The 18855-nt window shown below is 66.4% G+C and carries 11 protein-coding genes and 1 pseudogene; 3 read left to right on the top strand and 9 right to left on the bottom strand.

What is annotated here, in order from left to right; genetic code table 11:
* Positions 1-25 precede the first annotated feature (25 nt).
* From NJD74_RS09210 to NJD74_RS09200, 3 genes are read right to left on the bottom strand one after another with little or no spacing between them, the layout of a single operon-like run.
* Positions 26-3199, bottom strand: coding sequence for a multidrug efflux RND transporter permease subunit (locus tag NJD74_RS09210; protein ID WP_046274306.1), 3174 nt, complete (start codon positions 3197-3199; stop codon positions 26-28).
* 15 nt (positions 3200-3214) lie between these two features.
* Positions 3215-4492, bottom strand: a complete 1278-nt coding sequence (locus NJD74_RS09205; protein ID WP_019184365.1) for an efflux RND transporter periplasmic adaptor subunit — start codon at positions 4490-4492, stop codon at positions 3215-3217.
* Entirely contained in the window at positions 4492-5121 is a 630-nt protein-coding gene (locus NJD74_RS09200) for a TetR/AcrR family transcriptional regulator (RefSeq protein ID WP_102787986.1), read from the bottom strand. The genes NJD74_RS09205 and NJD74_RS09200 overlap by 1 nt, the downstream gene beginning before the upstream one ends.
* Positions 5122-5498: 377 nt before the next feature.
* Between NJD74_RS09200 and NJD74_RS09195 the strand changes: the two are divergent.
* From NJD74_RS09195 to NJD74_RS09185, 3 genes and pseudogenes are all read left to right on the top strand, one after another.
* Positions 5499-10391 (top strand): annotated as a pseudogene (locus tag NJD74_RS09195) (NAD-glutamate dehydrogenase domain-containing protein); the annotation flags it as partial.
* A gap of 275 nt (positions 10392-10666) precedes the next feature.
* Positions 10667-11437 carry an NAD kinase gene (locus tag NJD74_RS09190; protein ID WP_070470529.1) on the top strand — a complete coding sequence of 257 codons (771 nt, stop codon included), beginning with the start codon at positions 10667-10669 and terminating at the stop codon, positions 11435-11437.
* Positions 11438-11516: 79 nt separating this feature from the next.
* On the top strand, positions 11517-12464 hold the full coding sequence (locus NJD74_RS09185) for a 5'-nucleotidase (RefSeq protein ID WP_026069966.1): 948 nt from the start codon (positions 11517-11519) through the stop codon (positions 12462-12464).
* Between the two features lie 98 nt (positions 12465-12562).
* Here the strand turns inward: NJD74_RS09185 and NJD74_RS09180 are convergent, their stop codons facing one another.
* From NJD74_RS09180 to NJD74_RS09155, 6 genes are all read right to left on the bottom strand, one after another.
* Entirely contained in the window at positions 12563-13144 is a 582-nt protein-coding gene (locus NJD74_RS09180) for a DUF2939 domain-containing protein (protein ID WP_019184360.1), read from the bottom strand.
* A gap of 61 nt (positions 13145-13205) precedes the next feature.
* Entirely contained in the window at positions 13206-13892 is a 687-nt protein-coding gene (locus tag NJD74_RS09175) for a DUF2461 domain-containing protein (RefSeq protein WP_019184359.1), read from the bottom strand.
* The gene (gene sbcB, locus NJD74_RS09170; RefSeq protein WP_319624038.1) at positions 13889-15328 is read right to left on the bottom strand and encodes an exodeoxyribonuclease I; all 1440 of its coding nucleotides are present in this window, start codon (positions 15326-15328) and stop codon (positions 13889-13891) included. Before sbcB ends, NJD74_RS09175 begins: the two co-directional genes overlap by 4 nt.
* On the bottom strand, positions 15328-16695 hold the full coding sequence (locus NJD74_RS09165; RefSeq protein ID WP_319624037.1) for an NAD(P)/FAD-dependent oxidoreductase: 1368 nt from the start codon (positions 16693-16695) through the stop codon (positions 15328-15330). The genes sbcB and NJD74_RS09165 overlap by 1 nt, the downstream gene beginning before the upstream one ends.
* Positions 16696-16725: 30 nt before the next feature.
* Positions 16726-18003: a kynureninase gene (gene kynU / locus NJD74_RS09160; protein WP_102787982.1), complete on the bottom strand. Its 1278-nt coding sequence runs from the start codon at positions 18001-18003 to the stop codon at positions 16726-16728.
* A 323-nt stretch (positions 18004-18326) separates the two neighbouring features.
* Positions 18327-18854 (bottom strand): 3-hydroxyanthranilate 3,4-dioxygenase, encoded by a 528-nt coding sequence (locus tag NJD74_RS09155; RefSeq protein ID WP_046273329.1) that lies wholly within the window; start codon positions 18852-18854, stop codon positions 18327-18329.
* Position 18855 lies beyond the last annotated feature (1 nt).

Here is an 18855-nt window from a genome sequence, read left to right as displayed (position 1 = left end):
GGGCAACCGGGGCTGCCCCTGTCCATCAACGATCCGGACGGTGCGCCGTGTTGGCTTCGCCCTGGCGTTCCAGGAACTCCTTGGACGGTTCGTCCAGCTTGTCGCCCAGCATGCGGCGGACCACGACGAAGAACACCGGGATCATCAGCAGACCCAGGAAGGTGGCGAAGACCATGCCGCCGATCACGCCGGTACCGATCGCGTGACGTGCGTTGGCGCCGGCACCGGTGGAGATCGCCATCGGCACCACGCCCATGATGAAGGCAAAGGAGGTCATCAGGATCGGGCGGAAACGCAGGCGGGAGGCTTCGATGGTCGCCTCGCGCAGGTTCTTGCCCGCAGCCCGCTGCTCCACCGCGAACTCCACGATCAGGATCGCGTTCTTCGCGGCCAGGCCGATCACGGTGATCAGGCCGATCTTGAAGTACAGATCGTTCGGCAGGCCACGTGCGAGCGAGAAGGCCAGCGCGCCTAGGACACCCAGTGGCACCACCAGCAGCACCGCCACCGGGATCGACCAGCTTTCATACAGCGCGGCCAGGCAGAGGAACACCACCACGATGGACAGCACCAGCAGCAGGGTCGCGGCGTTGCCGGCCAGGATTTCCTGGTAGGACATGCCCGACCAGTCGTAGCCGAAGCCGGCCGGCAGGTCGTCGTTGACGATCCGTTCCATCGCCTGCATCGCCTCGCCCGAGCTGCGGCCTTCCGCCTGCGAACCGACGATGTTGACCGCCGAGTAACCGTTGTAGCGGCTCAGCGACGGCGGGGCGGACACCCACTCGGACTTCACCACGGTGCTCAGCGGAATCATCGCCTGCGTACCGTCGGCGTTGGTCTGCAGCGTGCTGGGCGTGTAGAAGCTGTTCAACGACTCCGCACCGGTGCGGTACGGACCGTCGGCCTGCAGGGTCACGCGCTTGATGCGGCCTTCATAGAAGAAGTCGTTGACGTACACCGGGGCCAGCATCAGCTGGATGGTGCTGTACACGTCCGACACCGACAGCCCCATGGTCTGCGCCTGCACGCGGTCCACGTGCAACTGCAACTGCGGGGCGTTTTCCAGGCCGTTCGGGCGCACGCCGGTCAGCAGGTCGCTTTCCTGCGCCGCCTTGCCGAGCAGGATGTTGCGGGCCTGCGTCAACTGCTCATAGCCCACGCCGCCACGGTCCTGCAGCCACATGTCGAAGCCGCCGAACTGGCCCAGGCCCTGCACGGTCGGCAGGTTGACCACGAAGATCTGCGCTTCCTTGATGCCGAAGAACGCGCCGTTCATGTTGTTGATGAACTCGGGCACGGTGATGTCGCGGTCCGCCCAGGGCTTGAGGCGGATGAAGCCCATGCCCACGTTCTCACCGGAACCGACGAAGCTGAAACCGGCCACCTGCAGCATGCCTTCGAAGCCATCCTGCTTTTCCAGGATGCCGCGCATCTGGGCGAAGGCGTGGTTGGTCTGCGACTTGGTCGAGCCCGGCGGCAGCTGCACGATCGCCAGCGCATAGCCCTGGTCTTCTTCGGGCAGGAAGCTGCCCGGCATGCGCGTGAACAGGAAGCCGCACAGCACGGTCAGCACCACGAACAGGATCATCCAGCGCGGGGCATGCTTCACCGCCGAGGTGATGTGGCCCACGTAGGTGTTGCTGACCTTGTCGTAGTACTTGTTGAACGTGCGGTAGACGATGTTCGGGTTGTCGTTGTGCGTCGGCTTGAGGAACGTCGCGCACAGCGCCGGGGTGAAGCCCAGCGCCAGGAACGCCGAGAAGGCCATCGCGATGGCGATCGTCAGCGCGAACTGCTTGTAGATCTCGCCGGCGGCGCCGCCCTGCAGGGCCGACGGAATGAACACCGCCGCCAGCACCACGGTAATGGCGACCACCGCACCGGTGATCTGGGTCATGGCCTTCTGGGTGGCGGCCTTGGGCGGCAGCTTCTCCTCGGTCATGATGCGTTCGACGTTCTCGATCACCACGATCGCGTCATCGACCACGATGCCGATCGCCAGCACCATCGCAAACAGCGTCAGCTGGTTGATGGTGAAGCCGATGATGCTCATGCCCAGGAACGTGCCCAGCAGCGCGACCGGGATGACCAGGGTCGGGATCAGCGTGGCGCGGAAGTTCTGCAGGAAGATCAGCATCACCAGGAAGACCAGCGCGACCGCTTCGATCAGGGTCTTGACCACTTCCTCGATCGAGATCTTCACGAAGGTGGTGCTGTCGTACGGCGAGAACCAGCTGACACCGGCCGGGAAGCTCGGGGCCAGTTCGTCCATCTTGGCGGTGACCGCGTTGGCCACGTTCAGTGCGTTGGCGCCCGGCAGCAGCTGGATCGCGAAGGCACCGGTCGGCTTGCCGTTGTACTGGGTATCAAAGCCGTAGTTGTTCGCACCGAAGGCGATCCGGGCGATGTCCTTGAGCAGCACGCGCGAACCATCGGTGTTGGCGCGCAGGATGATGTTCTCGAACTCTTCCGGCGAGCTGAAGCGGCCTTCGGCCGAGACCGTCGCGGTGAAGTAGTGGCCTTCAGGCGAGGGATCCGAGCCCAGCGAACCGGCTGCGAACTGTACGTTCTGGTCCTTGATCGCGGCCAGCACCTGGGTGGCCGACAGGCCGTAACCCTGCATCTTTTCCGGGTTGAGCCAGATGTTCATGGCGTACTCGGAGCCGAACTGCTGGGTGCTGCCCACGCCCGGGATACGCGAGATCTGGTCGAGCACGCGCGAACCGACGATGTCGTTCAAGGCATCGCGGTCGATCGAGGCGCTGTCGGACTGCAGGGCCACCACCATCAGGAAGCCGGCGTTGGCCTTGGCCACCACCACGCCCTGCTGGGTCACCTCGGTCGGCAGGCGAGGGGTCGCCAGCGACACCTTGTTCTGCACCTGGACCTGGGCGATGTCGGCATCGGTGCCGGTTTCGAAGGTCAAGGTGATGGTGACGCGGCCGTTGGAGGCCGAGGAGGAGCTGAAGTACAGCAGGTGATCGATGCCGGTCAGCTGCTGCTCGATCACCTGGGTGACCGACTTTTCGGCGGTGTCGGCGCTGGCGCCGGGGTAGGTGGCGCTCACCGTCACCTGGGGCGGTGCGATGCTCGGGTAGGACTCCACGCCCAGACCCAGGATCGAGATCACGCCCGCAAGCGAGATCAGGATCGCGACCACCCAGGCGAATACCGGGTGTTCAATGAAAAATTTAGGCATGACGGAGGATTCCCGTTATTGCTTGTTCGGTTCGGCAGCCGGAGCGGCGTCGGACTTCGTGGCGGCGGCATCGGCCGGGGCGGCAGCGGCGTCAGGCTGGGCGGCATCGGCCGGAGCGGCACCCGCCGGAGCAGCACCCGCCGGAGCCTGGCCATTGCCGTTGCCGGCGGCCGGGTTCCACGGGGCGGCCTTGGCCGGGGCGCCTTCCTTGACCTTCTGCACGCCGGCCACGATCACCTGGTCGCCGGCATCCAGGCCACCGCTGACCAGCCAGTTGCTGCCCTGCTGGCCTTCGCTCTTCACGTTCTTGCGGATGACCTTGCCATCCTTGCCGACCACCAGCACGTAGCCGCCGGTGGTGTCGCGCTGCAGCGCCTGCAGCGGCACCAGGTAGGCGTTGTTGCGCTCACCCAGGGTCGCCTGGAAGCTGACGAAGGCGCCCGGCAGCAGGATCTGCTGCGGGTTGGGCAGCACCGCGCGCAGCGAGACCGCGCCGGTGGCCGGGTCGACCGTGGTCGAGGAGAAGTCCAGCGTGCCCGGCTGGTCGTAGACGGTGCCGTCGGCCAGCTTCACCTGCACGGTGGACTTGCCGTCCCCGCTCAGGGCCAGTGCGCCCTTGGCCTGGGCCGCGCGCATCTGGGTCAGCTCATCCACGCTCATGGAGAAGTTCACGTACAGCGGGTCGAGCTGGTCCACGGTGGTCAGCAGGGTGACATCGCCCTGACCGACCAGTGCGCCTTCGGTGACCTGCTGCTTGCCGGCGCGGCCGCTGATCGGCGAACGCACTTCGGCATAGCCGAGGTTGATCTTCGCGCTGGCCAGCGAGGCCTGGGCCTGCTGCACCGCCGCGGCGGCGGTACGCTCGGTCGCTTCGGCCGCGTCCAGATCGGACTTGGAGACATAGGCCTGCGGGGCCAGCGAGCGGGCGCGGTTGGCCGCGGCCTTGGCGTTCGCGGCGGTGGCCTGGGCCGAGGTCAGCTCGGCCTGCGCGGCGTTGAGCGCGGCGCGCAGCGGTGCCGGATCGATCAGGAACAGCACCTGGCCTTCCTTCACATCCGAGCCTTCCTGGTAGACGCGCTTGAGCAGCACGCCCGGCACACGGGCCCGGACATCGGCACTGCGGTACGGCGACAGACGGCCGACCAGCTCACGCTGCAGGGGCAGGGTCTGGGGCTTGGCCTCGATCACGCCCACTTCCGGCGGCGGCGGGGCCTGCTGCTCTTCCTTCTTGCAGGCGGTCAACGCAAGGGCGACTGCGCACGTCAGGGCAAGGGTGCGGAGTGGGGCGATCATCAGGAGAAGCTCCGGTGTTGGTTTGAATGCGAAGCCGTGGCGGCTTCGGGCGCAGCGAACGCGCGCAGGAAGCTGTCGACGGAGAATTCTGCCCAGCGGCGCCGCACGGTGGCGTCAGCGCGATGGGGGATGTGGAAGCGCTGTTTTTCGAAATCCAAGCCGGCGATCATGCTCAATAGCAGTTCAGCCATGAAGTGCGGGTCGTCATGCCTCAATTGGCCTTGCTCGGACCGGGTTGCCATCCATTCAGAAACATGAAGCGCCAGTGCCCCGGCGCCGTCCTGGTAAAGGGTGCGGGCTTCCTGGGGGAACTGGCTGGATTCTGTCGCGATCAGCCTCCGGGCCTGGACCACGTGGGGCTGATTGAAGTGATCCAGGTAATCGTTGGCGAACTGCAGCAGGCTGCCACGCAGGTCATCACCGTCCAGTGAGCGCAGCCCGGCGGTCGCGCGGCAGACATGCCGCTGCATCACCCGGCGCAGGAGTTCCTGCTTGCTTCCATAGCGGCTGTAGAGGGTCTGCTTGGAGCAGCCGGCGTGCTGGGCCACCGCGTCCATGCTCAGCTGCATTCCCTGGCTGGCCAGCAACTCGCGCACAGCATCGAACACGCGATGATCGCGCGCGTCCATCGTGCTGGCGGCGGGGTGTGGGGGAGTCACGCGGTGGACTATACCGTCCAGTTCAGAATTGTAGAAGCCTTGTCTTTCGGTGCGTTTTGATGACCAACGTCAAGTTGCAACCGAAGCGGCCGATGCTGCGACGGAGGAAGCGCCGATGCGCTGATCCGTACGTCGCCGAATTGACATCGCCGATGTAAACGGGACCCAACCCGAATCACCTTATTCCGTCCTGCAGCAAGGTATTTCTGTGCGGTAGGCCTACAATTTCATTTTCCCAACTGAGCAACACGCACCGCTCCGTCATGAAACCGCAAAAACCAGCAGCCAAGACCGTGAAAAACAAATCCAAACCAGCCGATACGCAGACTGTTTCGCCAGTGGGCTTCTCGCTGGAGCCGGTGTACACGGCCTTGCGCAAGCGCTACCCGTCGGCCGGGCAGGCCGAGGCAGTGGCTTTTGCCGCCGACTTCTACAAGCGCATGGAGGCGGACGAGTTCCCGCACCACAGCGCCGAGGAGTGGGCCGCACTGGCAGCGGACACGCTGGAATTCGCGCGTGTGCGCAAGCCCGGCAAGGCCAACGTCCGCGTGTTCAACCCGACGCTGAAGGGCAACGGGTGGGAGTCGCCGCATACGGTGCTGCAGATCGTCAATGACGACATGCCGTTCCTGGTCGACACCGTCACGATGTCGCTGGCCGAACACGGCGTTGGCGTGCACGTGCTGGGTCACCCGGTGATCCGCTTCGCGCGTGACAAGGCCGGCAAGCTGACCACGGTCAGCGACGGCACCGCCGAATCGGTGATGCTGCTGGAAATCGACCGTCAGCCGGCCGAGGCCATGGCCGACGTCGAGAAGGCGATCATCAAGGCGCTGGACGAGGTGCGTGCCATCGTCCGCGATTGGGACGCGATGCGTGCCAAGGCGCAGAGCCTGGCCGACGATCTCGGCAGCCGCCAGCTGCCGGTCGATGCCGCCTCGCGCGCCGAAGCACAGGAATTCCTGCGCTGGGCCGCCGATAATCACTTCACCTTCTTCGGTTACCGCGAGTACCGCGTCGAGAAGCAGGGCAAGGAAGATGTGCTGGCGCCATTGAACGACACCGGCCTGGGCCTGATGCGCGGGCAGGACAAGTCCGCCGCGCGCCCGGTCAAGACCCTGGCCGCGCAGGGCCTCAATGCCACCTCCGGTCTGAAGGACGCACTGATCCTGACCAAGACCAATGCCCGTTCGCGCGTGCATCGCTCCGGTTACATGGATTACATCGGCGTGCTGGAGTTCGACGCCAAGGGCAAGATCATCGGCGAGCAGCGCTTCCTGGGCCTGTTCACCTCCAGCGCCTACAACCGCCGCCCGTGGGAAATCCCGCTGGTGCGCCAGCGCCACGAATATGTGATGAGCAAGTCCGGCCTGGCGCCGAGCAGCCACAGCGGCAAGGCCCTGCGCCACATCCTGGAAACCCTGCCGCGCGAAGAACTGTTCCAGTCCAGCGAGGACGAACTGTTCCGCACCGCCATGGGCGTGCTGGGCCTGCAGGAGCGCGTGCGCAGCCGCCTGTTCCTGCGCCGTGACAAGTACAGCCGTTTCATCTCCGCGCTGGTGTACCTGCCGCGCGAACGCTTCAACACCGATGTGCGCCTGCGCATCGAAGCCATGCTCAAGGACGCCCTGCAGGGTGAGTACGTGGACAGCTCCGTGGTGCTCGGCGAATCGCCGCTGGCCCAGGTGCATCTGATCGTGCGCCCGAAGGCTGGCCAGACCCTGGAAGTGGACACCAGCGAGCTGGAGCAGAAGCTTGCCCAGGTGCTGCGCAACTGGCAGGACGATCTGCGCGAAGCGCTGGTCGCCCGTCATGGTGAAAGCGAAGGCCTGCGCATCGCCGCGCGTATCGGCAAGGCGCTGCCGGCCGGTTACATCGAAGACTCCAGCACCGAGATCGCGGCCAACGACGTCAGCCAGCTGGATGCGCTGACCGGCCCGGACGACCTGCGCCTGAGCCTGCAGGCCGTGCAGCGCGAAGGCGGTGAAGGCCTGCGCCTGAAGCTGTATCGCCAGCTGGATGACATCCCGCTGTCCGACGCGCTGCCGATGATGGAAAACATGGGCCTGCGCGTGATTGCCGAGCGTCCGTACCGCCTGACGGTCGACAACGCGCCGGTGTACGTGCAGGACTTCGAAGTCGAATCGGTGGCCGGTGCGATCGATGCACCGAGCGTCGATGAAGCCTTCGGCGAGACCTTCGCCCGCGTGTGGCATGGCGATGCCGAGAACGACGGTTTCAACCGCCTCGTGCTCGCTGCCGGCCTGCACTGGCGCCAGGTGGCGATGCTGCGCGGCTACTGCAAGTACCTGCTGCAGACCGGCGTGCCGTTCTCGCAGGCCTACGTGGAAGGCACCTTCACCCGTTACCCGCTGCTGGCCCGCCTGCTGGTGGAGCTGTTCGAAGCCCGCTTCGACCCGGCCACCGGCAACGAGAGCAAGGATGCGATCGGCGAGGGCCAGGCCCAGCTGCGCGCACACCTGACCGTGCTTGCCGGTGGTGACGAAGCCACCCTGAAAGTGCTCAAGACCGTGGTCGATGCACGCAAGGGCGACCGCACCGTGCAGATGGATGCCGCGCGCGATGCGCTGCTGAAGCTGATGGACCGCGTCTCCAGCCTGGATGAAGACCGCATCCTGCGCAGCTTCATGGGCGTGATCGATGCGACCCTGCGCACCAGCTACTACCAGACCGATGCCGAGGGCCGCCCGGGCCACGTCATCAGCTTCAAGTTCGATTCGGCGCTGGTGCCGGACCTGCCCAAGCCGCGCCCGTACCGCGAAATCTTCGTGTACGGCCCGCGCGTGGAAGGTACCCACCTGCGCTTCGGCGCGGTGGCCCGTGGTGGCCTGCGCTGGTCGGACCGTCGCGAAGACTTCCGTACCGAGGTGCTGGGCCTGGTCAAGGCGCAGATGGTCAAGAACACCGTGATCGTGCCGGTCGGTGCGAAGGGTGGCTTCTTCGCCAAGACCCCGCCGGTGAACGGCGACCGCGATGCGATCTTCGCCAACGGCGTGGCCTGCTACAAGCTGTTCATCCAGGGCCTGCTGGACATCACCGACAACATCGTCAACAACAAGATCGTGCCGCCGGTGGATGTCGTGCGCCATGACATGGACGACCCGTACCTGGTGGTGGCCGCCGACAAGGGCACTGCGACCTTCTCCGACATCGCCAACGGCCTGGCCGTGGCGCATGGCTTCTGGATGGGCGATGCCTTCGCCTCCGGTGGCTCGGTCGGTTACGACCACAAGGGCATGGGCATCACCGCGCGCGGTGCGTGGGAGTCGGTCAAGCGCCACTTCCGTGCGCTGGGCCGTGACAGCCAGAGCCAGGACTTCACCGCGGTCGGCGTGGGCGACATGTCCGGCGACGTGTTCGGCAACGGCATGCTGCTGTCGCGCCACATCCGCCTGGTCGCCGCGTTCGATCACCGCCACATCTTCCTGGACCCGAACCCGGATGCGGCCACGACCTTCGTCGAGCGCGAGCGTCTGTTCACCGTGCCGCGTTCCAGCTGGGCCGATTACGATGCCAAGCTGATCAGCAAGGGCGGCGGCGTGTACCCGCGTACGCTGAAGTCGATCGAGATCAGCCCGCAGGTCCGTGACGTGCTGGGCCTGGACGAGGGCATCAAGTCGATGGCCCCGAACGATCTGATGAGCGCGATCCTGAAGGCGCCGGTCGATCTGCTGTGGAACGGCGGCATCGGTACCTACGTCAAGGCGGCCAGCGAGCAGCACAGCGATGTTGGCGACCGCGCCAACAACGCGCTGCGCGTCAATGGCGGCGAGCTGCGCTGCAAGGTGGTGGGCGAGGGTGGCAACCTGGGCATGACCCAGCTGGGCCGCATCGAAGCTGCCCAGGCCGGCGTGCTGCTCAACACCGACTTCATCGACAACTCGGCCGGTGTGGACACCTCCGACCACGAAGTCAACATCAAGATCCTGCTCAATGATGTGGTGCGGGCCAAGAAGTTGACCGTCGAGCAGCGCAACAAGCTGCTGGCCTCGATGACCGACGAAGTGGCCGCGCTGGTGCTGATGGACAACTACCGTCAGAACCAGGCGCTGAGCCTGATGGAACGCATGGCGGTCAAGCGCCTGGGCTCCAAGCAGCACTTCATCCGCACGCTGGAACAGCAGGGCCTGCTGGATCGCCAGATCGAGTACCTGCCCTCGGATGCGGAGCTGTCCGCGCGCAAGGCGCGTGGCCAGGGCCTGACCCGTCCGGAGCTGTCGGTGCTGTTGTCCTACTCCAAGCTGGTGGCCTTCCAGCAGCTGCTCGAGTCGGACATCCCGGAAGATCCGTACCTGTCCAAGGAACTGCAGCGTTACTTCCCCACGCCCCTGCAGAAGAAGTACGCCGACGCGATGGAGCGTCACCGCCTGAAGCGCGAAATCATCGCCACGGCCGTGACCAACCAGACCATCAACCGCATGGGCGCCACCTTCCTGATGCGCATGCAGGAAGACACCGGCCGCACCGTGGCCGAGGTCGCCAAGGCCTACACGATCAGCCGTGAAACGCTGGACGCGCGCGCCCTGTGGGCACAGATCGACGCCCTCGACGGCACGCTGCCGGAGTCGGTGCAGATCGACGCGCTGGAAGTGATCTGGAAGCTGCAGCGCTCGTTCGTGCGTTGGCTGCTGTCGCGTCCGGGCGCCATGCCGGGCATCACCGAAGCCGTCAACCGCTACCAGGCCGCGTTCAACGACATCCGCGACGCCTCGGGCGTGCTGCCGGATTCGCAGCGCCCGGCCTACGAGGCGAGCGTGCAGGAGTGGAAGGACAAGGGTCTGCCGCCGGCGTTGTCGCAGCAGCTCTCGGAACTGCAGTTCCTGGAGCCGGCGTTCGACATCATCGAGCTGGCCCGCACCCGCAAGCTCAAGCCGGTGGACGTCTCCAAGGTCCACTTCCGCCTGGGCGATGCCCTGCAGCTGCCGTGGCTGTTCGAGCAGATCGACGCGCTGGAGGTCAATGGCCGCTGGCACGCCGTGGCCCGTGGCGTACTGCGCGACGAGCTGGCCGCCCACCATCGCAACCTGGCTGCCCAGGTCCTGTCGATGAAGGGCAGCAGCGCCGAAGCCAAGGTCGCCGCCTGGATGGGCCGCGATGACAGCAGCCTGCGCTTCACCCTGGCGATGCTGGCCGAACTGGCCGAGCAGAAGACCCTGGATTACCCGACCGTTTCGGTCGCGGTGCAGCGCCTGGGCCAGCTGGCTTCGCATGGTGCGTAAGCATGGTGCGTTGGCGCATTCGCGCTGACGCCCCACGGTTTGCCTTGCAAACCGTGGGCCCCATGCAAACGATGCTTCCAGACCCCCGCGCCTTCGGCGCGCCCCCCTGACTCAGGGGGGCTCTGCTCCAGAGGGATGGGCGGGGGCCGGTAACGGCATTGCATGAGAAACACACGGCTCCGCTTCGGCGGGGCCGTTTTCGTTTCCGTCCGTGCCGGCCCGCGACCGGCACGAACGGTTATGCTCTTGCCGGCATACCCCACCCGGATTCACCGATGAGCGACACCCCCCGTATCGCCTTCATGGCCAGCTCCACCGAAGCGGCGCAGCTCGCCCTGGCACAGATGCGGGCCCGCTATGGCGACTACACGCCCGAGCAGGCCGAGGTGCTGTGCCCGTTGGGGGGGGATGGCTTCCTGCTGCAGACGCTGCATCGCTATGGTGCGCTGGAAAAGCCGGTGTTCGGCATGAAGCTGGGCACGGTGGGCTTCCTGATGAACCAGTTCCGTGATGATGATCTGCCCGCGCGCCTGGCGGCCGCGGAGCCGGCCAACCTGCGGCCGCTGGAGATGCTGGCGTTGACCGAGTCCGGCACCACCACCGGCTCGCTGGCCTACAACGACGTCTCGCTGCTGCGCCAGACCCGCCAGGCCGCGCACATCGGCATCGACCTCAATGGCCAGGAACGCGTGGCCGAGCTGATCGGCGACGGCGTGCTGGTGGCCACCCCGGCCGGCAGCACCGCCTACAACTATTCCGCGCACGGCCCGATCCTGCCGCTGGGCTCGCACACCATCGCACTGACCCCGCTGGCTCCGTACCGCCCACGCCGCTGGCGCGGTGCGATCCTCAAGGCCGACACGGAAGTGCGGTTCCGCGTGCTCGACCCGTACAAGCGCCCGGTCAGCGTCACCGCCGATTCGCACGAAACCCGCGATGTGGTGGAAGTCACCATCCGCGAATCGCGCGAGCGCCGCGTCACCATGCTGTTCGACCCGGAACACAACCTGGAAGACCGGATCCTGAGCGAGCAGTTCATGTTCTGAGGGCGCTTGGCCGTGGCGGCCATGCTCTGTGGGAGAATGGATGGCCGGCCGCTGCGGCCGCATTGGATTGCTGATTGCCATGGGCGACAACACCCCCCGTTTGCTGACCGTTGCCGTGACCTCGCGGGCCCTGTTCGATCTGGAAGAGGGCCATGCGCTGTTCGAGGCCGAAGGCGTCGATGCCTATGCCGAGTACCAGCGCAAGCACGAAGACGATGTGCTGCGCCCCGGCGTGGCCTTCCCGGTGGTGCGCAAGCTGCTGGCGCTCAACCAGGGCCAGTCACCGGAACAGCCGCGGGTGGAAGTGATCCTGCTCTCGCGCAACTCGGCCGACACCGGCCTGCGCATTTTCAATTCGATCCAGCACTACGACCTGGGCATCATCCGCGCGACCTTCACCGCAGGTGAGCCGACCTGGCCGTACGTGAAGCCGTTCGGCACCGATCTGTTCCTGTCGGCCAACCCGGAATCGGTGCGCCGCGCATTGCTGCACGGGATCGCCGCGGCCACCATCCTGCCCAAGCCGCCGGGCGAGACGATTGCCGCGGCCGAGCAGGTCGATCTGGGCCGTCCGCTGGGCCAGCTGCGCATCGCCTTCGATGGCGATGCGGTGATCTTCGGCGATGAAAGCGAGCGCATTTCGCGCGAGCAGGGCGTGGAAGCGTTCGGTCGCCACGAGCGGGAAAACGCCCGCGAGCCGCTCAGTGGTGGCCCGTTCCGCAATTTCCTCTCGGCCCTGCATACGCTGCAGGCCGTGTTCCCCTCGGGCGAGGATGCCCCGATCCGCACCGCCCTGGTGACGGCGCGCTCGGCGCCGGCGCACGAGCGCGTGATCCGCACCCTGCGCGAGTGGGGCGTGCGTCTGGACGAAGCGCTGTTCCTTGGCGGCCGCCACAAGGGGCCGTTCCTGGAAGCGTTCGGCGCGGACATCTTCTTCGATGATTCCCAGCACAACATCGACAGCGCGCTGCAGCACCAGAGCGTGGCGGCCGGGCATGTGCCGCACGGGGTCGCCAACGGCGGTTGATGCACGGCCCGGATGCACGTGGGGCCCAGGTATCCGCCAACGGTGGTGCCGATGTACCCACCAACGGTGGCGCCAATGTACCCACCAACGGTGGGTACCTACCGGATCGGCAGGACCGACGGCGCGGTGGTGTCCGGATTCAGCGGCAGGCGGATGTCCACCAGCCGCCAGCGCAGGCCCGAACGCTGCAGGATGAACACCACCGGTGCGCCCTGCGGCGTGTAGGTGGTGGCGGTAAAGCGCGACAGCGAGTCGAAATGGTGGGTCGCCCCCTTCAGCGGGCGCGCCGGCCGTGGCGCCGCGTAGGCATCGTTGCTCGGGCTGTCCAGGTCATTGCTGGCCCGCTTCCACAGGGTATGGCCCTCCAGCAGCGCGCCGATGCCGGTCGGCGTCACCAGCGCATCCACGGCGGTCGCGCTGAGCCGGTCGCCGGCCGAGAGCAGCAACGCGCCGAACAGGCTGGACTGCATGTCCGGACCGGCGCGACGGACCACGTAGTCGCTGAGCTGGGCGCGCAGGTTGGCGCGCAGCATCGGGAAATCCACGTAACGGTCGAGCCTGGCGGTATCACGCTGTTCGATCGCGCGGCTGAGGCCGTGCACGGTCACGTAGGGCCCGCTGAACACAATGCCGGCCAGCACCAGCAGCACGGTGACCAGCAACCAGAGCAGTTTCTTCATCGGGTCTGCCTTGTCGTCATGGTGCCCAGCTTGCCGCAGCGGACGTCAGCGCACGTGAAGCTCAGAATTCCAGGTCCAGCGCCGCGCACAGGTAGTCCACGAATGGCGCCAGCGTGACCAGGTCGGCCGCGATGGTCTGGCGCAGCCGCGGGCCGGTCATCGTGGCATCGTCCAGCGAACGCCAGAACACCCAGTTGCGATGCTTGAGATCGTCGATGAACTCGAAATCCGGCTCGAAACCCCGCGGGGCACGGACCAGCTTCTCGCTTTCCTCGAAATCGAACTTTTTGCGCAGCACCGGGGAATGCGCGGCCGCCTTCCAGCTGCCGGGATTGTCGACGATGAAGTGGCGCACCTTGCGCTGGGTGGCCGGCTCGGGATGCCACAGCCCCGCGCCGACGAAGCTCTCGCCTGGCTGCAGGTGGATGTAGAACGACGGGGCCGGCACCTGCTTGCGCCGCTCATGGAACAGGCGCGCGCCCTGCCAGCTCTTGTAGGGCGATTTATCGTTGGAGAAGCGCGCATCGCGGTAGATGCGGAACAACGACCCACCCACGGTGCGCGGGTCGGCGCGGAAGTGCTCGCTGACCGCGGCCAGGTCCGGCTGCAGATCGGTGATCAGGCGCAGGAACGGCTGGCGGACATGTTCTTCGTACTTTGGCTTGTGTTCGTTGAACCAGGTCTTGTCGTTGTTGCGGGCCAGGCCACGCAGGAACGTGAACGTGGCCGGGCTGAAATACGTGCTCATAGGCTGCTCTGCAGGTGGGTGCCCCAGTCGCGCAGCTGCTGCAGCAGGGCGAGCTTGCCGGCATCGTCGGCATGCTCTGCGGCCAGTGCATCCAGCTGCGCGGTGAACTGCGGCAGGGTCTGTTCGCCCAGCGACGCGTCGCCGAGCAGGCGCTGGCGACGATAATCGTTCCAGCGTGAGCGCTCGGTGGTGTCCAGGGTGTCCAGATGGTTGCGGGCGCGGTACCGGAACAGCAGTTCGGGCATGCGCGGGTCACGCAGGCGCTCGGCGAAGCTGGCCAGCTCGGCCGGCGGGCTGGTACGGATCCGCGACATCAGGGATTTGTCGCCGTCGGCCAGGAAGCCGTCGTACAGCGAGGCATCGACATCGCTGGGCGCCAGGCTACGCTCGCCCGAATACACCTGGCGGACCTTCTCGGCCAGCGCCGGTCCGATCTGGCGCAGGCGCTCGGCCTTGGCCTCGATCGCGGCCGGGTCGATCCCCAGGCGTGCATGGTCGGCCGGGCGCAGATGGTTCCATGCGACCAGCGCCGGCACCTTGTTGAGGTGCACTTCCTTGAGCGGCACGCGCTGCTCGCCCTCCGCCATGTCGGCCGCGCGGGTGTACAGGCGCGCGGCGATGGTTTCCGGCGGCAGCTCGAGCAACGGTTCGATATCACCCTCCAGATCGAGCGCGATGATGCGGTTGTTGATGAAGGGATGGCGCGCCAGTGGCAGCACCGGCGCAGCGCACATGCGCTGGGCCGGATAGCGCATCGAGATGTGCAGCACCGGCTGCATCGCGTCCACATCCAGCAGGCCGCCGACGAAACGCTTGTCACGCAGCTTCAGCGCGTAGTCCCACAGCCGCGGCTGCGCCTGCTTGAACAGCTTCGCCAGCCCGATCGTCGCGTACACATCGGACAATGCTTCGTGCGCATCGCCCTGGCGGACGTTGTTGGCCACGGCCAGATGTTCCAGCTTGAAGGAGGTCGCGCCATCCTCGCGTTGCGGCCAGACAATGCCGTCCGGGCGCAGCGCGTGCAGCAGCCGCATCATGTCCAGCAGGTCCCAGCGCGAGTTGCCGTTGCGCCATTCGCGCTCGTAGGGGTCGTAGAAGTTGCGGAACAGACCGTGGCGGACGAACTCATCGTCGAAGCGCAGGGTGTTGTAGCCCAGCGTGCAGGTCCCAGGCCGCGACATCAGGTCGTTGATGCGCGCGAACGCCTCGGCCTCGGTGACGCCGGCGCTGAGGGCATGCTGCGGGGTGATGCCGGTGATCAGCGTGGCGACCGGCGAGGGCAACAGGTCGTCGGCCGGTTTGACGTAGAAGCTGACCGGCTCGTCGATGATGTTCAGATCGGCATCGGTGCGGATGCCGGCGAACTGCGCGATGCGCGTGCGGCGCGGGTCCTGGCCGAAGGTTTCCAGGTCATAGAACAGGAAGCTGTCGGACATCAGTGCGCGCCCTCCAGGACTGGCAGTTGTTCGTGGACCAGGCGCTCCAGGGCGGCCCAGTCGATATGTGCCAGGCTGTCGTGCCCGGCGGTGGCGTCCTCCAGCATGCGCCGCTGCAGCTCGGTGCGGGCCAGCGCTACGGCATACGGGGTGCGCAGGAAGGTGACCATCGTGTAATGCGGCACGAAGCGGGTCGGCCACCGCGCCTGCAGCGCCTGTTCCAGTTCGCGCTGCAACAGGAACTGCGGATCGGCCACGCGGTCGCGCATCTCCAGGTAGTTTTCCAGCGCCATCTGCTGGATCGCCTCGGCGTTCGGCTTGCGGTCGGTTTCGAAGGCGGCGAAGGCCTCGCCCAGCGAATCCTGCTCCAGCAGGTGCGCGGCCAGTGCGATGCAGTCTTCGAAGGCGCAGTTCATGCCCTGGCCGTGGAACGGGACCATCGCGTGCGCGGCATCGCCGATCAGCACCGCGCGGCCCTTCATGTGCCAATGCTTGAGGTGCAGCGTGCCGAGCAGGCCCGGCGGGTGCTGCTCCCAATCGCGGCGCAGGTTCGGGATCAGCGCCAGTGCATCGGGGAAGTCGCGCGCGAACAGCGCCTCGGCCTCGGCCCCGCTGTTGGTGGTGGCAAAGCTCGGGTCGCCCTCGTTGGGCAGGAACAGCGTGACGGTGAACGTGCCTTCGTCGTTGGGCAGCGCAATGCACATGTAGTGCCCGCGCGGCCAGATGTGCAGCGCATTGGCCTCGATCCGGAAACCACCGTCAGCGGTCGGCGGGATCTCCAGTTCCTTGTAGGAGTGATCCAGGAAGTCGATGCGCTCGTCCAGCGGCTGCTTGCGGTTCATCGCCGCGCGCAAAGCCGAACCGGCACCGTCGGCACCGATCAGGGTATCGAAGCGGATATCGTGCGGCTGGTCGTCGCGGTCATCGATGAAGCGCGCGTAGCCGGCATCGAAATCCACGGTGTGCAGGCGGCGGTGGAAATGCACGGTGGCGCCCGCATCCTCGGCCAGCTGCAGCAGCGTGGTGTTGAGGTCCTTGCGGTGGATCGACCAGATCACTTCGCTGTCATCGCGGCCGTAGCGCTGCAGCTGCGGTTCGCCCTCGCGCGGGTGGATCATGCGCCCGCGCATCATCACTGCCTTGGCCATGACCGCGTCTTCGACACCGGCCTGGCGCAGCGCATGGCGGCCACGCTCGGCGAGCGCCAGGTTGATCGAGCGACCGGACTCGTAATCGCTTACGCGCGGATCGCCGCGGCGCTCATACAAGGTGATCTGCCAGCCCTGGCGGGACAGCAGGATGGCAAGCAGCGAACCGGCCAGACCTGCGCCGATGATGCTCAGCGAGCGGGAGGGGGTAGCGATCAAGTCAATGTCCGTGGGGGCGGGGAGGGCGGCTTAGAGGCCAGCCCAGGCTTCCACTTCCTCGACGAAGTGGTGCAGGTCGAGGTAGCGGTTGTAGAGCGGGGTCGGCGAAATGCGGATCACATCGGGCTCGCGCCAGTCGCCGAGCACGCCCACGGTCTGCAGGTACTCGAACAGGCTGCGGCCGCGCTCGCGGCCACCGGCCACGCGCAGCGAGAGCTGGCAGCCGCGGCGTTCCGGTTCGGACGGGGTCAGCACCTCGAGCACCCCGGACAGACGCGCGCGAACGAGCGCATCCAGCATGCCGGTCAGGCGCAACGATTTGACCCGCAGCGCGTCGATGCCGCCGGCCTTGTCGACCACCTCCAGCGCAGCGCGCAGCGGGGCCAGGCCCAGCACGGGCGGGTTGCTGAGCTGCCAGCCTTCAGCGCCCACGGCGGGCACGAACTGCGGGGCCATCTTGAAGCGCGTGGCCTCTTCATGGCCCCACCAGCCCGCGAAACGCGGCAGGGTGGCGTCGCGGTGGTGGCGCTCGTGCACGAAGCAGCCGGCGACGGCGCCCGGGCCCGCGTTGAGGTACTTGTAATGGCACCACACGGCGAAATCCGGTGCGATGTCGTGCAGCTGCAACGGCACGTTGCCGACCGAGTGGGCCAGATCGAAGCCGACCCGAGCGCCCTGCAGGCGCGCCATGCGGGTAATGGCCTCCAGATCGAAGACCTGGCCGCTGCGGTACTGCACGCCGGGCCACAGCACCAGCGCCAGGCGTGGGCCGTGTTCGGTGATGGCGCGCTCGATCGCCTGCAGCGAAATGGTGCCGTTCGGCTCGTCGGGCTGCACTTCCACCAGATCGGTTTCCGGGTTGAAGCCATGGAAGCGGAGCTGCGATTCCACCGCATGCCGGTCGGTCGGGAAGGCGCCGGCCTCCATGAGGATGACGGGGCGCTCGGCGGTGGGCCGGTAGAAGCTGACCATCATCAGGTGCAGGTTGACGCTGAGGGTGTTCATCGCCACGACTTCGCTGGGCAGGGCGCCCACGACGCGGGCAAGCTGTTCGCTGACCAGGCGGTGGTAGTGCAGCCACTGGGTGTCGCCGGTGAAGTGGCCTTCGACGGCCAGCGAGGCCCATTTGTCCATGACTTCCTGGACGGCGGCACGTGCCCCGCGCGGCTGCAGGCCCAGCGAGTTGCCGACGAAGTAGGTCTGGTCGCGGTGGTTGTGCTGGGGAAAGACGAATTCGTTGCGCAGGCTGCGCAGCGGATCGGCGGCGTCCAGGGCAACGGCATGGGTGCGGCTGAGGATCTCGGACATGGTGCAACCGGCGGTGTCAGTGAGCCGACAGTTTATCCGGGTGGTGGGGGCGTGGGCTGAATCAGGCTTGCTGTGCTGATCTGGCGTGCGCTGGTGGCTGGCAGCTGGCGCTCAAGGTGGAAGGCGGACTACACGCCAAAGCGGAGCCAAAGCCAAAGCCAAAGCGTCCGGAGTGACGTTTCGGTGTGCGGGCCGCTGTGGGTGGGTCCAGGAAACCCACCCCCGCCGGCCCACTCGCAGGCACCTCAACCGCCGGCTCTAAAGCCCTAAAGCCCTCAGCCTCTCAAGCCCTCAAGTGCTGACGCCGTAAAGCGAGCGAACCATCACCCCTCAACAGCCACCTTCTCAGGCAACGGATCCACATGCCCGCACGCATCGCACGTGCGCAACTCCAGCGAGGAGTGATAGCGATCAAACACCTTCGGCAGATCCGTCTCGATGTTCTCCAGCGCGAAAAACTCCTCGTACAACTTGTGATTGCACTGCTCGCAGAACCACATCAATCCATCGCGCTCATGCGCCAACCGCTTGCGCTCCACCACCAGACCCACACCACCCGGCGGGCGGCGCGGCGAATGCGGCACGCCGCCCGGCAACAGGAAAATCTCGCCCGCGCGGATCGGAATGTCGCGTACCGCGCCATCCTCCTGCACCTTCAGCGTCATCTCGCCCTCGAGCTGATAGAACCACTCCGGGCCTTCGTCGTAATGGAAATCCGTGCGGCTGTTCGGGCCGCCGACCACCATCACGATGAAGTCGCCGTTCTCGATCATCTTGTTGCCGACCGGCGGCTTCAGCAGATGCCGGTGCTCTTCGATCCAGGCAAGCAGATTGATGGGGGAGGCAAGCATG

Origin of the sequence: Stenotrophomonas sp. RG-453, from assembly GCF_033843685.1 — a bacterium.
In the GTDB taxonomy this organism is placed as follows: domain Bacteria; phylum Pseudomonadota; class Gammaproteobacteria; order Xanthomonadales; family Xanthomonadaceae; genus Stenotrophomonas; species Stenotrophomonas bentonitica_A.
Note: the sequence above shows the minus strand (reverse complement) of the source record. Positions and strands in the feature narration are given on the sequence as shown.

What these genes read in the sequence shown, in the direction of transcription:
- NJD74_RS09210 (WP_046274306.1), bottom strand. Translation starts at nt 3,199, where the DNA reads ATGCCTAAATTTTTCATTGAACACCCGGTATTCGCCTGGGTGGTCGCG.
- NJD74_RS09205 (WP_019184365.1), bottom strand. Translation starts at nt 4,492, where the DNA reads ATGATCGCCCCACTCCGCACCCTTGCCCTGACGTGCGCAGTCGCCCTT.
- NJD74_RS09200 (WP_102787986.1), bottom strand. Translation starts at nt 5,121, where the DNA reads ATGGACGCGCGCGATCATCGCGTGTTCGATGCTGTGCGCGAGTTGCTG.
- NJD74_RS09190 (WP_070470529.1), top strand. Translation starts at nt 10,667, where the DNA reads ATGAGCGACACCCCCCGTATCGCCTTCATGGCCAGCTCCACCGAAGCG.
- NJD74_RS09185 (WP_026069966.1), top strand. Translation starts at nt 11,517, where the DNA reads ATGGGCGACAACACCCCCCGTTTGCTGACCGTTGCCGTGACCTCGCGG.
- NJD74_RS09180 (WP_019184360.1), bottom strand. Translation starts at nt 13,144, where the DNA reads ATGAAGAAACTGCTCTGGTTGCTGGTCACCGTGCTGCTGGTGCTGGCC.
- NJD74_RS09175 (WP_019184359.1), bottom strand. Translation starts at nt 13,892, where the DNA reads ATGAGCACGTATTTCAGCCCGGCCACGTTCACGTTCCTGCGTGGCCTG.
- sbcB (WP_319624038.1), bottom strand. Translation starts at nt 15,328, where the DNA reads ATGTCCGACAGCTTCCTGTTCTATGACCTGGAAACCTTCGGCCAGGAC.
- kynU (WP_102787982.1), bottom strand. Translation starts at nt 18,003, where the DNA reads ATGTCCGAGATCCTCAGCCGCACCCATGCCGTTGCCCTGGACGCCGCC.
- NJD74_RS09155 (WP_046273329.1), bottom strand. Translation starts at nt 18,854, where the DNA reads ATGCTTGCCTCCCCCATCAATCTGCTTGCCTGGATCGAAGAGCACCGG.